Below are 13669 nucleotides of genomic sequence, written 5' to 3' on the forward strand. Positions count from 1 at the left end.
AACAGCTTAGCCGTCTACCTATAATGAAAGAAAGCCCCAACGTGATGGGCATGTCGTGAAAACAGGGGGCAAGGGATGTTGCTTAAGAAAGAATGTGGTCGTCAGCTGTCTGCGCTGAGTTTGTGCCTGGCAGTGATGTTTGCTCCGCTGTTAACCGCCCAGGCCGACGAGCCTGAAATTGTGCCGACTGACAGCTCGGCAACGACAGGCGCGCAGCCAACGTCGTTGTCCCAGCCGCTGGACCAGTCTCCGGCGACGGCTGTCATGGCCGGTATTAAACCGCTGCCGGAAGGCATCGACGCCGAATCGCTCAGTCAGCAGCTGCAGTCGGGGCTGCCGTCAGGCTACACGCCTGTCTATATCAATCAGCTCACGCTCCTCTATGCTGCCCGCGATATGAAACCGATGTGGGAAAACCGCGATGCCGTGCGCGCCTTCCAGCAACAGCTGGCGGAGGTCGCGATTGCAGGGTTTCAGCCGCAGTTTACAAAATGGGTTGAGCTGTTAACCGATCCTGCTGTCACCGGGCAGGCGCGGGACGTGGTGCTTTCCGATGCCATGATGGGCTACCTGCAGTTCGTGGCGGGTATTCCTGTCAATGGCAACCGCTGGCTGTACAGCGATAAACCTTACAAACTGGCGACGCCAGCGCTGTCGGTGATTAATCAATGGCAGCTAGCGCTGGATAATGGCGAACTGCCGCGCTTTATCGCCAGCCTGGCACCGACGCACCCACAATATGCCACTCTGCACCAGTCGCTCCTCGCGCTGGTGGGGGACACGCGTCCGTGGCCGCAAATGCGCGGTACCGCGACGCTGCGTCCGGGGCAGTGGAGCAGCGATGTGCCCGCCCTGCGCGAGATCCTGGTGCGTTCCGGTATTCTGGAAGGCGGGCCAAAGATTGCTCTCCCGGGTGATGATCCACAAAACGTCGCCGTCAGCCCGTCAGCTCCCGTGAAAGAGAAGAAAGCCGTTGTCCTGAGCGACAAACCCGCGGCTTACGATCGCGAGCTGGTTGCGGCCGTTAAGCAATTCCAGGCCGCTCAGGGGCTGGGGGCCGATGGCGTCATTGGCCAGACGACGCGCGACTGGCTGAACGTATCGCCTGCGCAGCGGGCAGGGGTGCTGGCGCTCAATATCCAGCGTTTGCGCCTGCTGCCGGGAACGCTCTCTACCGGGATTATGGTTAACATCCCGGCGTATTCCCTGGTCTATTACCAGGACGGTAGCGAAAAACTGGCGTCGCGCGTGATTGTCGGGCGTCCGGATCGCAAAACACCGATGATGAGCAGCGCGCTGAATAACGTGGTGGTAAACCCGCCGTGGAACGTACCGCCGACTCTGGCGCGAAAAGACATTCTGCCGAAGGTGTGGAACGACCCGGGTTATCTGGAACGTCATGGCTATACGGTGATGCGTGGATGGAACAGTAAAGAGGCCATCGATCCTTATATGGTCGACTGGTCGACGATCACAGCGTCAAATCTGCCGTTCCGTTTCCAGCAGGCTCCCGGGGCGCATAACTCTTTAGGGCGCTACAAATTCAATATGCCGAGTTCAGAAGCTATCTATCTGCACGATACGCCGAACCACAACCTGTTCCAGAAAGATACCCGCGCGCTGAGTTCTGGCTGCGTGCGCGTGAACAAAGCCTCGGAGCTGGCCAATATGCTGCTTCAGGATGCGGGCTGGAACGATACGCGTATTTCGGATGCCCTGAAGCAGGGGGATACGCGTTACGTTAATATTCGCCACAATATTCCGGTCAATCTTTACTATCTGACGGCGTTTGTGGGCGAGGACGGGCGTACCCAGTATCGTACAGATATTTACAATTATGATCTCACCGCGCGATCCGGCGCACAAATTTTGCCAAAAGCGGAACAATTAATCAGGTAAATGAAGCAGTTCGGGAAAAATGATTGTCGTAAGTTATGGTGAATAAGGGGCTATATCGCTGCAAGCCGCGTATTCACTGGGGTTGGGCGCCTTGACGTACCTGGTTTTGCCAGTTATGGTGCCCTTCGTGCGCTAAGCATATTACGATTTCTTTTACCTGTAGACCTGATTATCATGGACAAATTTGACGCTAATCGCCGCAAACTGCTGGCGTTAGGTGGCGTTGCGCTCGGCGCAGCGGCCATCCTGCCGACGCCAGCATTTGCCACCCTCTCGACACCTCGTCCGCGAGTTTTAACGCTCAACAATCTTCATACCGGTGAGTCGCTAAAAGCGGAGTTTTTCGATGGCAGAGGCTATATTCAGGATGAATTAGCAAGACTTAACCATTTTTTCCGTGATTTCCGCGCGAATAAAATAAAAGCCATCGATCCAGGACTGTTTGATCAGATTTTCCGCCTTCAGGGCCTGCTGGGCACCAGCAAGCCGGTGCAGCTCATTTCTGGCTATCGCTCGATTGATACCAACAATGAATTGCGCGCCCACAGTCGCGGGGTAGCGAAAAAAAGCTATCACACGAAGGGACAGGCAATGGATTTCCATATTGAAGGCGTTTCGTTAGCCAATATTCGCAAAGCTGCGTTATCTATGCGCGCAGGTGGTGTAGGATATTACCCCAGCAGCAACTTTGTACATATTGATACCGGTCCGGTTCGGCACTGGTAATAACGAAACACAGGAGCAGTATGAACTATCGTATTATTCCGGTTACCGCGTTCTCCCAGAATTGTTCATTGATCTGGTGCGAACAGACTAAACTGGCCGCGCTTGTCGATCCCGGCGGTGACGCTGAGAAAATCAAGCAGGAAGTCGCTGACAGCGGTGTCACGCTGATGCAAATATTGCTGACGCATGGTCATCTTGACCATGTAGGTGCTGCCGCTGAACTGGCTGAACACTACGGTGTGCCGGTGATCGGCCCGGAAAAAGAAGATGAGTTCTGGCTGCAGGGGTTACCCGCCCAAAGCCGCATGTTTGGCCTTGATGAGTGTCAGCCCCTGACGCCCGATCGCTGGCTGAACGAGGGAGAGCGCGTTAACGTAGGGAATGTGACTTTACAGGTGTTGCATTGTCCTGGGCATACGCCAGGCCATATCGTCTTCTTTGATGACCAGTCTCGTCTGCTGATTTCCGGCGATGTGATCTTCAAAGGTGGCGTAGGACGCAGCGATTTTCCGCGCGGCGATCACGGGCAGCTGATTCAGTCGATTAAACAGAAGTTATTGCCGCTGGGTGATGATGTGACGTTTATCCCTGGCCACGGTCCGATGTCGACGCTGGGCTATGAACGGCTCCATAACCCGTTCCTTCAGGATGAAATGCCTGTCTGGTAACCCGAATAAAAAAAAGCCTGCATAACGCAGGCTTTTTTTATGGGCGCAAATTACAGTACGGCGACAATCGCTTCGCACAGTGGAGCCATGTTGTCAGGCGTCATGCCTGCAACGTTCACGCGGCCAGAGGCCACGGCGTACACGCCAAACTCTTCACGCAGACGCAGAACCTGCTCTTTGGTCAGGCCGCTGAACGAGAACATGCCGTTCTGTTTGATGATAAAGCTGAAGTCGCGGTCCGCGCCTTTCTCAGCCAGGGTGTTCACAAACAGCAGGCGCATGCGCTGAATACGCTGACGCATATCGTTCAGCTCTTGTTCCCAGATAGCGCGCAGCGCATCGTTGCTCAGGATAGTGGCAACAACAGACGCACCGTGTGCCGGTGGGTTAGAGTAGTTAGCGCGGATAACCGATTTCATCTGGCTGAACGCACGATCGACGGTCTCTTCGTTAGCAGCAACCAGCGTACAGGCACCCACACGCTCATTGTACAGACCGAAGTTCTTGGAATAAGAGCTGGCGACAATCAGCTCCTGATGCACGGCTGCGAACGCGCGCAGGCCTTCGGCATCTTCTTCCAGACCACGGGCGAAGCCCTGGTAGGCAAAGTCAAACAGCGGCAGCCAGCCTTTCTCTACGGACAGCTTCGCCAGGTGTTGCCACTGCTCAAGCGTGGGATCGATACCGGTTGGGTTGTGGCAGCAGCCGTGGAACAGCACCACGTCACCTGCCTGCGCTTCGCCGAGGCTCGCCAGCAGGCCGTCAAAGTCGAGAGAGTGGTTTGCCGCGTCGTAGTAGGCGTATTCACGCACTTCCAGACCCGCAGAGTTAAACACGCTCTTGTGGTTAGGCCAGCTTGGGTTGCTTACCCAGACACGCTTAACAGAGGTGTTTTTCGCAAGGAAATCCGCCGCCACGCGCAGCGCACCGGTACCGCCCGGAGTCTGTGCTGTACGGGCACGTTTGTCACTCACAATTGCGCTGCCTTTACCGAACAGCAGCTCCTGGGTACAGCGACCAAATTCAGGGATACCATCAATACCGAGGTAGTTTTTGGTGGTTTCGTTTTCCAGCAGATACTGCTCAGCTTTCTTGACGCTGGTCAGTACCGGAGTTTTGCCGGTTTCATCTTTATATACACCAATACCCAGGTTGATTTTGCCAGGGCGGTCGTCGGCACGAAACAGATCGGCCAGGCCCAGAATCGGGTCGGCAGGAGCGGCGGTAATGTTCTCAAACATGACGAAGTTCCATTGTGATTACAGAAGTGAAATCCGCTATCAGGTTAACGGTAGATTTACAAAATGCCAACCGTTTGCGACGAAAAGCGTGCGGCTTTTCAAAAGTCGCCATTATTTTCTGTCACGCATAAAAAAACAGGGCCGAAGCCCTGTTCATTAAGCATATAACAAAGTGGTGTTCTGATTAGAACTGGTAAACGATACCAACACCAGCCTGGTCGTCGGTAGACAGAGCTGTTGCACGGGTGTAATCATTCTCATCCAGCAAGTTGAACTTGTACGCAGCATAAACGTTCATGTTCTTGTTGAAGTAGTACCAGGTACCCACTTCGATGTATTTAACCAGATCAGCATCGCCACCTGCGAAAGTAGCACCGTTAGCAGTACGGCCTGTCAGGTCTTTACCCTTAGACTGCACATAGCCAATGGATGGACGCAGACCAAAGTCGAACTGGTATTGAACCACAGCTTCGAAGTTCTGCGTTTTGTTCGCGAATTCGTCATCGTTTTCACGAGTCATGTTACGGGATTCACCGTACATAACAGATGCATATACGCTGTTCGCATCATATTTCAGTGACGTTGCCCAACCTTCAGCACGTTCACCTTTACCATCGGCAGTCTGCTTAGTGGAACGGTCAGAGTTGGTGTATGCCGCGGTTACGTTGAAGCCGTCTGCGAAGTCATAACCCAGAGAGTAGCTGCCGCCATCGCCGTTCTGGCGAGAAGTGGTGTGGCCGTTTTCATTTTTACCCTGGTACTGCAGGCCCAGTGCCAGACCATCAACCAGACCGAAGAAGTTAGAGTTACGGTAGGTAGCTAAACCGGTGCTACGTGAGGTCATGAAGTTATCAGTTGCGGCCAGAGAGTCGCCACCCCAGATAACCAGCATATCGGTTGAAGCCAGCGCATCATAGAACACACCGTAGTTACGGCCGTAATCAAATGAACCGTATTCACCCGCTTTCAGACCCGCGAAAGCCAGACGGGTTTTGGTACCCTGAGCACCTTCCTGAGAGGAAGCGTCCATGTTGTATTCCCACTGGCCGTAACCTACCAGTTGGTCGTTAACCTGGGTTTCACCTTTGAAACCGATACGGGCATAGGTGGTATCGTTGTTATTAGATGCACCGTTAGTAGTCCATTGATGCTCACCTACAGCTTTACCGTAGAAGTCCAGCTTGTTAGCGTTTTTGTTATAGATTTCTGCAGCGTTAGCTGCACCAGCTACCAGCAGAGCAGGGATAACCACTGCCAGAATATTGCGCTTCATCATTATTTATTACCCTCATTGGTTTTTTTATGACACTCGCCACTGCCGTCAATAAATTCTGTCAATAAATATTTCCGGAACTATTGATGAGAGTTTGGTGTCTTTATGTATCTGACAGGCATCTTTCCATTCGGCGAAGCGTTTCGCTAGCCTGAAAGTGCTACAATTCTCAAGATTAAGTAACTGAAAGAAAATATATGTAACTAAATATTTATTTCTGGGAACTTTGTGAACCACCTCAAACTTCAGAGTGCCCTGGCGAATTAAGCGACAGGGCATATCCTATATATATGAATTCCTTATGATTAATTGAGATAACGGCGATTCATATAAACAGAGGCTAAACGACTCAGTTTTTCTTATGACCCCAGAAAGCCTTCTGGATGGCTGTAAAAGTGGTTGAAATTTGTGCTAACGCTTGAGGATGTAATAATCGCAATAAGAATGGGGTTTATTTTTTGTGGCTGAATATTTCGCGGAAACAAAACGTAACAGGTAGTGGTTGTGACGGGGTGATGGTTTAAAGAAGCTGACTTTGCGCTGACGAAAACTGACAATGCAGAATAAAATAATGGCCAGCACAAGCTGGCCATTTTAGTTTTTTACCGATTAGAAGCTGGCGTTACGTGGTGTACGTGGGAATGGAATCACGTCGCGAACGTTCTGAACTCCGGTAACGTAGGCGATCAGACGCTCGAAGCCGAGACCAAAACCGGCGTGCGGTACGGTACCGTAACGACGCAGATCGCGGTACCAGCTGTAGTCCGCTGGGTTGAGCCCCATCTCTTCCATACGCGCGTCCAGCACGTCAAGACGCTCTTCACGCTGAGAGCCACCGATGATTTCACCGATGCCCGGCGCCAGTACGTCCATCGCTGCCACGGTTTTACCGTCTTCGTTAAGGCGCATATAGAAGGCCTTAATGTCTTTCGGGTAGTTTTTAACGACAACCGGCGCTTTGAAATGTTTCTCGGCCAAATAGCGTTCGTGTTCAGACGCCAGGTCAACGCCCCAGTAAACCGGGTTCTCGAACGTCTCACCGCATTTCTCGAGGATCGCCACCGCGTCGGTATAGTCCACCTGCGCAAAGTCGGCAGACACAAAACGCTCCAGACGCGCCACAGCATCGCTGTCTACGCGTTCTGCGAAGAATTTCATGTCGTCAGGACGCTCTTCCAGCACCGCTTTGAATACATACTTCAGCATCGCTTCCGCCAGACCCGCAACATCGTCCAGGTCGGCGAACGCCACTTCCGGCTCCAGCATCCAGAATTCCGCCAGGTGACGGCTGGTGTTGGAGTTTTCGGCACGGAAGGTTGGGCCAAAGGTGTAGATCTTAGACAGCGCACAGGCGTACGTTTCGCCGTTGAGCTGACCGGATACCGTCAGGAAAGCTTCTTTACCAAAGAAGTCTTTGTCATAGTCCACTTTACCTTCCGGCGTGCGCGGCAGGTTTTCCATGTCCAGCGTCGAGACGCGGAACATCTCACCCGCACCTTCTGTATCGGACGCGGTGATCAGCGGGGTAGACACCCAGAAGTAACCCTGCTCGTCGAAGAAACGATGCAGCGCCTGCGCCAGCGTATGACGCACGCGCGCCACCGCACCAATCAGGTTGGTACGTGGACGCAGGTGCGCCACTTCACGCAGGTATTCAATGCTGTGACGTTTTGCTGCCATCGGGTAGGTATCCGGATCTTCAACCCAGCCGGTGACTTCAATGGCTGAGGCCTGAATTTCGAAACTCTGGCCCTGGCCCGGGGATGCCACAACCACGCCGGTGACAATAACGGAACAGCCCGTCGTCAGGCGCAGAACGTCATCATTGTAATTGGGCAGAGAATTATTAATGACGGCCTGTACAGGATCAAAGCAGGAACCGTCATAGACGGCAAGGAAGGAGATGCCAGCTTTAGAATCTCGGCGGGTACGCACCCATCCGCGCACGGTGACCTGTTGGTCAACGGCGACACGGCCCTGGAGTACGTCGGCTACAGGCACAACGCTCATAATATTCTCTCTGTTAATAGTCGGAAAAAATAAACACTTGTCCACCCTTATGGGGGGATATCTATGTTACCTGCCATCCGCTATCAGACAAGTAAATTTCGCAGTCAAAAGAGAAGAATTAAGAAATAAATAAGAAGAGGGGAGCCATAAAGGCTCCCGTAAGCGCTTAACTGGCTTTTTTGATCTGAGGAAGATCGAAGGCTTTGCGCAACGCGCGAACAAACGCTTTGTCATGGCAGATGGTTTTGCCCGGGCTGTCGGAGAGCTTCGCCACCGGCTTGCCGTTACATTCCACCAGTTTGATGACAATATTCAGAGGTTTTACCTGAGGAATATCGCAGGTCAAACGGGTACCAATGCCGAAGCTCAGGTTCACCCGGGTGTTGAAATGGCGATAGAGTTCGACCGCTTTCGCCAGGTCGAGATTATCGGAGAAGACCAGCACCTTGCTCATCGGATCAATGCCGAGTTTCTCGTAATGGGCAATGGCCTTCTCGCCCCATTCAACCGGATCCCCGGAGTCGTGGCGTAATCCCTGGTAACGTTCAGCGAACTCGGGACCAAAGTCGCGCAGGAAGGCATCCATCGTAATACAGTCGGTGAGGGCGATCCCGAGTTGATTCGGGTACTCCTCAAGCCATGCGGCCAGTGCCGCGCGCTGGCTGTTAGCCAGATCGGGGCTGATCTGCTGATGCGCCTGGAACCACTCGTGCGCCTGGGTACCCATTGGCGTCAGGCTAAGGCGACGTGCCAGATCGTAGTTACTGGTGCCTACAAACCACGGCTCCTGCTGAAGACGTTTAACGATGGCCTCCTGAACGTCGCGCGAGAAACGACGACGGGTGCCAAAGTCCATCAGGCGGAAGCGGGACATTTCTAACCCTTCGGTCAGCGTGGAGAAGGCAGCGAGTTTATTTTCCAGCGCGGCGACCGCCTGCTCGACGCCCGTTTCCGGCGAACGGTAGCGGTGAGCCAGTTCGCTGATCACCGCCAGAAGCGGCACTTCCCACATGATCACTTCCCGCCATGGACCTTCAAGGCGAATATCCAGCTTGCCGTTATCGTTAAGCACGGTGACCTGCTCCGGCTTATAGCGGAAATCGCGCAGCCAGTTCAGGTAGTCGGCTTTGAAGAAAGGCAGGCCAGAAAGCCACTGAAATTCCTCGTCCTGCAGCGTCAGATGCTGCATAGCATTGACCTGTTCACGGATGGCGTCTGCGTAGATACCGAGCAAGTCGTCGCCACGGCAGCGGAATTCCGCCGCGACATGAACGTCATAGTAATGGTGGAAAACGGCTTGCTGCATATGCAGTTTATACGCGTCGGTATCCAGCAACGTATGCAGAACTGGAGAAGCGAATTGAGTCATAGGTGCGCAGTAGCATCCTCTCACAGGAGCGTTTAGTACAATAAACAACTCCGGAGTATACCTTGTTTAGTGATTTATTGAACCCCGATCACAACATAAGCGCGTTTTATGGTCGAGGGCATTTTGTGCCCCGTGTTATACAAATGTAGCAAAAAAAGGTTTTGACCCTGAAAAGATGAACATTCTGCATAGCGCGTTTTGCGCAACAGGAATATATTGAAACGTTACTCGACAAACGATGCATAAGGTTTTCTATGACACAACAGCCACAAGCCAAATACCGCCACGACTACCGTGCGCCGGATTACCTGATTAGCGAAATCGATCTGACTTTTGACCTGGATGCCACTAAAACCGTTGTCACGGCGGTGAGTCAGGTGACGCGCCACAGCGCAACTGCGGTGCCGCTGCGTCTGGATGGCGAAGACCTGACGCTGGTCTCCCTGCATATTAATGATGAAGCCTGGTCGGACTATAAAGAAGAAAACAACCAGCTGGTCATCGACAACCTGCCGGATCAGTTTACGCTGCGCATCGTGAATGAAATCAGCCCGGCTGCCAACACCGCGCTGGAAGGGCTTTATCAGTCAGGCGTGGCGCTGTGTACCCAGTGTGAAGCGGAAGGGTTCCGCCACATTACGTGGTATCTCGACCGTCCGGACGTCCTGGCGCGCTTCACCACCAAAATCATCGCCGATAAAACCCTCTATCCCTTCCTGCTCTCCAACGGTAACCGCGTAGGTGAAGGCGAGCTGGAGAATGGCCGTCACTGGGTACAGTGGCAGGATCCCTTCCCGAAACCGTGCTACCTGTTTGCGCTGGTGGCGGGGGACTTCGACGTGCTGCGCGACACCTTCAAAACGCGCTCAGGCCGCGAGGTGGCGCTGGAGCTGTTTGTTGACCGCGGCAACCTTGACCGCGCGCCGTGGGCGATGACTTCCCTCATCAACTCCATGAAGTGGGACGAGGAGCGCTTCGGCCTCGAATATGACCTCGACATCTATATGATCGTCGCCGTCGATTTCTTCAACATGGGCGCAATGGAGAATAAAGGCCTGAACGTCTTTAACTCCAAATACGTGCTGGCGCGTACCGATACCGCAACGGACAAAGACTACCTCGATATCGAACGCGTCATCGGCCACGAATATTTTCACAACTGGACCGGCAACCGCGTCACCTGCCGCGACTGGTTCCAGCTGAGCCTGAAAGAGGGACTGACCGTCTTCCGTGACCAGGAGTTCAGCTCCGATCTGGGTTCACGCGCGGTAAACCGCATCAACAACGTGCGTACCATGCGCGGCCTGCAGTTTGCGGAAGATGCCAGCCCAATGGCGCACCCGATCCGTCCGGATAAAGTCATCGAAATGAACAACTTCTACACCCTGACGGTGTACGAGAAGGGCGCCGAAATTATCCGCATGATCCACACCCTGCTGGGGGAAGAGAACTTCCAGAAAGGGATGCAGCTCTACTTCGAGCGTCATGACGGCAGCGCGGCCACCTGCGACGATTTTGTGCAGGCAATGGAAGATGCCTCTAATGTCGATCTCTCTCACTTCCGCCGCTGGTACAGCCAGGCCGGTACGCCGATTGTTACCGTCAAAGACGACTACAATCCGGAAACCGAGCAGTACACGCTGACCATCAGCCAGCGCACGCCGCCGACGGCAGAGCAGGAAGAGAAATACCCGCTGCATATTCCGTTCAGCATTGAGCTGTACGATAACGAAGGCAAAGTCATCCCGCTGCAGAAGGGCGGCCACCCGGTACACAACGTGCTGAACGTGACCCAGGCCGAGCAGACCTTTATCTTCGATAACGTCTACTTCCAGCCGGTGCCTGCGCTGCTGTGTGAATTCTCCGCGCCGGTGAAGCTGGAGTACAAGTGGAGCGATCAGCAGCTGACGTTCCTGATGCGTCACGCGCGTAACGACTTCTCCCGCTGGGATGCCGCACAAAGCCTGCTGGCAACCTACATCAAGCTCAACGTAAACCGCCATCAGCAGGGCCAGCCGCTGTCGCTGCCTGTTCACGTAGCTGACGCGTTCCGCGCGATCCTGCTGGATGAGAAGATTGACCCTGCATTGGCCGCTGAAATTCTGACCCTGCCGTCAGCGACTGAAATCGCCGAGTTGTTCGAGATTATCGATCCGATCGCGATCGTGGCGGTGCGTGAAGCGCTGACCCGTACGCTGGCTGCTGAACTGGCGGACGAGTTCCTCGCCATTTATAACGCCAACAAGCTTGACGCTTATCGCGTTGAGCACGCGGACATTGGTAAACGTTCTCTGCGCAACACCTGCCTGCGCTATCTGGCGTTTGGTGAAACCGAGCTGGCGAACACCCTGGTGAGCAAGCAGTATCACGAGGCGGATAACATGACCGACGCCCTGGCCGCGCTGGGCGCAAGCGTTGCCGCCGAACTGCCGTGCCGCGATGCGCTGATGCAGGAGTACGACGACAAGTGGCATCAGGATGGCCTGGTGATGGACAAGTGGTTCATCCTGCAGGCGACCAGCCCGGCGGCCGATGCACTCAGCAACGTACGCAGCCTGCTGAAGCATCGTTCTTTCACCCTGAGCAACCCAAACCGCGTGCGTTCGCTGATTGGCGCGTTTGCCAGCAGCAACCCGGCGGCGTTCCACGCCGAAGACGGTAGCGGTTATCAGTTCATGGTGGAAATGCTGACCGAGCTGAACAGCCGTAACCCGCAGGTGGCGTCGCGTCTGATTGAGCCGCTGATCCGTCTGAAGCGTTACGATGCGAAGCGTCAGGCGAAGATGCGTGCCGCGCTTGAGCAGCTGAAAGGGCTGGAAAATCTGTCTGGTGATTTGTACGAGAAGATCGCCAAAGCGTTAGCGTAAAATAAGTTAACCCTCCCTCTCCCCGTGGGAGAGGGCCGGGTGAGGGCATCAGGCATTAGCCTTAGCTCGCTGTAACTCTATGCTCCCGCGCTTCATCACTCGATCTAATACCTCAGCTTCGAGCTCCGCCAGTCTTGCTGAGCCCACGCGACGAGGCCGCGGAAGATCCACCGTCAGATCCAGACCTATTTTCCCGTCCTCTATTAACAGCACCCGGTCCGCCATCGCGACGGCTTCGCTCACGTCATGCGTCACCAGCAGTACCGTAAAGCCGTGCGCCTGCCACAGGGATCCAATCAAATCCTGCATTTCGATTCGCGTCAGGGCGTCCAGCGCGCCGAGCGGTTCATCAAGCAGCAGCAGGCCAGGACGGTGAATCAACGCCCGCGCCAGCGCCACGCGCTGCTTCTGCCCACCCGAGAGGGCGGCAGGCCATTCATCGGCTCGATTTTCCAGCCCAACGGCGGCCAGTGCCTGGCGGGCTTCATCCCGCCAGCTGCCCTTAAGACCGAGCCCGACATTGTCGATAACCGTTTTCCACGGCAGCAGCCGCGCGTCCTGAAACATCATGCGGGTATCGTCCTGAATATTCGAAAGCGGCGTTGTTCCTGCCAGAATGTCGCCGCCGTTAGGGGCTTCCAGTCCGGCCAGCAGCCTTAGCAGGGTACTCTTGCCGCCGCCGCTGCGCCCGACAACGGCCACAAATTGTCCGGCGGGAATATGCAGATCCAGCCCGTTAAGAATGATGTTTTCGCCGTAGCGTTTGGTTACGCCGTTCAGCAGTAACGGTGTTCCCTGGTTCAGTCGTGCAGTATTCATGCTTTCGCCTCCTGAAGAGTGTAGGCCGGGTTCCAGCGCAGCCAGCTGCGCTCCAGCCACTGGGCGCTAACGTCGGCGAGTTTGCCGAGCAGGGCATACAGAATGATGGCAACCACCACCACGTCCGTTTGCAGGAATTCGCGGGCGTTCATCGCCAGGTAACCAATGCCTGAATTGGCCGAGATAGTCTCCGCTACAATCAGCGTCAGCCACATCAGGCCGAGCGCAAAACGCACCCCGACCATAATGGAGGGCAGGGCGCCCGGCAGGATCACGTGTATAAAAAGAGAAAAACCCGATAAGCCGTAGCTGCGCGCCATCTCCACCAGACCGCGATCGATATTGCGGATCCCGTGCCAGGTGTTGATGTAGATCGGGAACAATGTGCCCAACGCCACGAGGAAGATCTTGGCGCTCTCATCAATCCCAAACCACAGGATAACCAGCGGGATCAGCGCCAGATGCGGCACGTTGCGCAGCATCTGAATAGAGGTATCCAGCAGCCGCTCGCCCCAGCGGGAAAGGCCACTGATCAGGCCCAGAACCAGACCGATGCCGCCGCCGATGGAAAACCCAATCACGGCGCGCCAGGAGCTGATCGCCAGATGCTGCCACAGCTCACCGCTCACGCTCAGCGACCAGAACGCTTCTACGACGCCCTCCGGGGAGGGCAGAATACGGCTCGACAGCCAGCCGGTGGACGACGCGAGCTGCCAGAGTGCCACAATGCCGACGGGTAAAAACCACGGCGCGGCGCGCAGCAGCCATTTATGTGAGGTGGCAGACATGGTCACTCC

General features: G+C 54.8%; 10 protein-coding genes. 4 read left to right on the top strand and 6 right to left on the bottom strand.

From position 1 onward, the window contains the following. Positions 1-75: 75 nt before the first annotated feature. From ldtD to AC0TNG_RS22310, 3 genes are all read left to right on the top strand, one after another. On the top strand, positions 76-1899 hold the full coding sequence (ldtD, locus tag AC0TNG_RS22300) for a L,D-transpeptidase (RefSeq protein ID WP_090417519.1): 1824 nt from the start codon (positions 76-78) through the stop codon (positions 1897-1899). 174 nt (positions 1900-2073) lie between these two features. Beyond that, positions 2074-2625, top strand: a complete 552-nt coding sequence (mepK, locus tag AC0TNG_RS22305; protein WP_023335137.1) for a peptidoglycan L,D-endopeptidase MepK — start codon at positions 2074-2076, stop codon at positions 2623-2625. 20 nt (positions 2626-2645) lie between these two features. Beyond that, positions 2646-3293 (top strand): MBL fold metallo-hydrolase, encoded by a 648-nt coding sequence (locus AC0TNG_RS22310; protein WP_473713112.1) that lies wholly within the window; start codon positions 2646-2648, stop codon positions 3291-3293. A 50-nt stretch (positions 3294-3343) separates the two neighbouring features. On the opposite strand, the gene aspC is transcribed toward AC0TNG_RS22310, so the two are convergent. The 4 genes from aspC to pncB all read right to left on the bottom strand — a co-directional run bounded on the left by aspC (position 3344) and on the right by pncB (position 9186). Continuing rightward, positions 3344-4534, bottom strand: coding sequence for an amino acid aminotransferase (gene aspC / locus AC0TNG_RS22315; RefSeq protein WP_248273083.1), 1191 nt, complete (start codon positions 4532-4534; stop codon positions 3344-3346). 184 nt (positions 4535-4718) lie between these two features. Further along, complete coding sequence (locus AC0TNG_RS22320) at positions 4719-5810, bottom strand: porin (protein ID WP_023615888.1); 1092 nt, start codon at positions 5808-5810, stop codon at positions 4719-4721. A 606-nt stretch (positions 5811-6416) separates the two neighbouring features. Beyond that, entirely contained in the window at positions 6417-7817 is a 1401-nt protein-coding gene (gene asnS, locus AC0TNG_RS22325; RefSeq protein WP_024907781.1) for an asparagine--tRNA ligase, read from the bottom strand. A gap of 166 nt (positions 7818-7983) precedes the next feature. Beyond that, positions 7984-9186 (bottom strand): nicotinate phosphoribosyltransferase, encoded by a 1203-nt coding sequence (gene pncB, locus AC0TNG_RS22330; protein ID WP_024907780.1) that lies wholly within the window; start codon positions 9184-9186, stop codon positions 7984-7986. A 254-nt stretch (positions 9187-9440) separates the two neighbouring features. Here pncB and pepN point away from each other — a divergent pair, with 254 nt between their 5' ends. Then, positions 9441-12053, top strand: coding sequence for an aminopeptidase N (pepN, locus tag AC0TNG_RS22335; protein WP_157188861.1), 2613 nt, complete (start codon positions 9441-9443; stop codon positions 12051-12053). 48 nt (positions 12054-12101) lie between these two features. Here the strand turns inward: pepN and ssuB are convergent, their stop codons facing one another. Both ssuB and ssuC read right to left on the bottom strand, forming a co-directional pair. Continuing rightward, the gene (gene ssuB / locus AC0TNG_RS22340) at positions 12102-12872 is read right to left on the bottom strand and encodes an aliphatic sulfonates ABC transporter ATP-binding protein (protein ID WP_473713113.1); all 771 of its coding nucleotides are present in this window, start codon (positions 12870-12872) and stop codon (positions 12102-12104) included. Beyond that, positions 12869-13660, bottom strand: coding sequence for an aliphatic sulfonate ABC transporter permease SsuC (ssuC, locus tag AC0TNG_RS22345; protein WP_290094685.1), 792 nt, complete (start codon positions 13658-13660; stop codon positions 12869-12871). The genes ssuB and ssuC overlap by 4 nt, the downstream gene beginning before the upstream one ends. Positions 13661-13669: the final 9 nt, after the last annotated feature.

It is taken from the genome of Enterobacter sp. PL_is514 (assembly GCF_055816715.1).

Coding starts and splice junctions, on each gene's coding strand:
- ldtD (WP_090417519.1), top strand. CDS start 76: ATGTTGCTTAAGAAAGAATGTGGTCGTCAGCTGTCTGCGCTGAGTTTG.
- mepK (WP_023335137.1), top strand. CDS start 2,074: ATGGACAAATTTGACGCTAATCGCCGCAAACTGCTGGCGTTAGGTGGC.
- AC0TNG_RS22310 (WP_473713112.1), top strand. CDS start 2,646: ATGAACTATCGTATTATTCCGGTTACCGCGTTCTCCCAGAATTGTTCA.
- aspC (WP_248273083.1), bottom strand. CDS start 4,534: ATGTTTGAGAACATTACCGCCGCTCCTGCCGACCCGATTCTGGGCCTG.
- AC0TNG_RS22320 (WP_023615888.1), bottom strand. CDS start 5,810: ATGATGAAGCGCAATATTCTGGCAGTGGTTATCCCTGCTCTGCTGGTA.
- asnS (WP_024907781.1), bottom strand. CDS start 7,817: ATGAGCGTTGTGCCTGTAGCCGACGTACTCCAGGGCCGTGTCGCCGTT.
- pncB (WP_024907780.1), bottom strand. CDS start 9,186: ATGACTCAATTCGCTTCTCCAGTTCTGCATACGTTGCTGGATACCGAC.
- pepN (WP_157188861.1), top strand. CDS start 9,441: ATGACACAACAGCCACAAGCCAAATACCGCCACGACTACCGTGCGCCG.
- ssuB (WP_473713113.1), bottom strand. CDS start 12,872: ATGAATACTGCACGACTGAACCAGGGAACACCGTTACTGCTGAACGGC.
- ssuC (WP_290094685.1), bottom strand. CDS start 13,660: ATGTCTGCCACCTCACATAAATGGCTGCTGCGCGCCGCGCCGTGGTTT.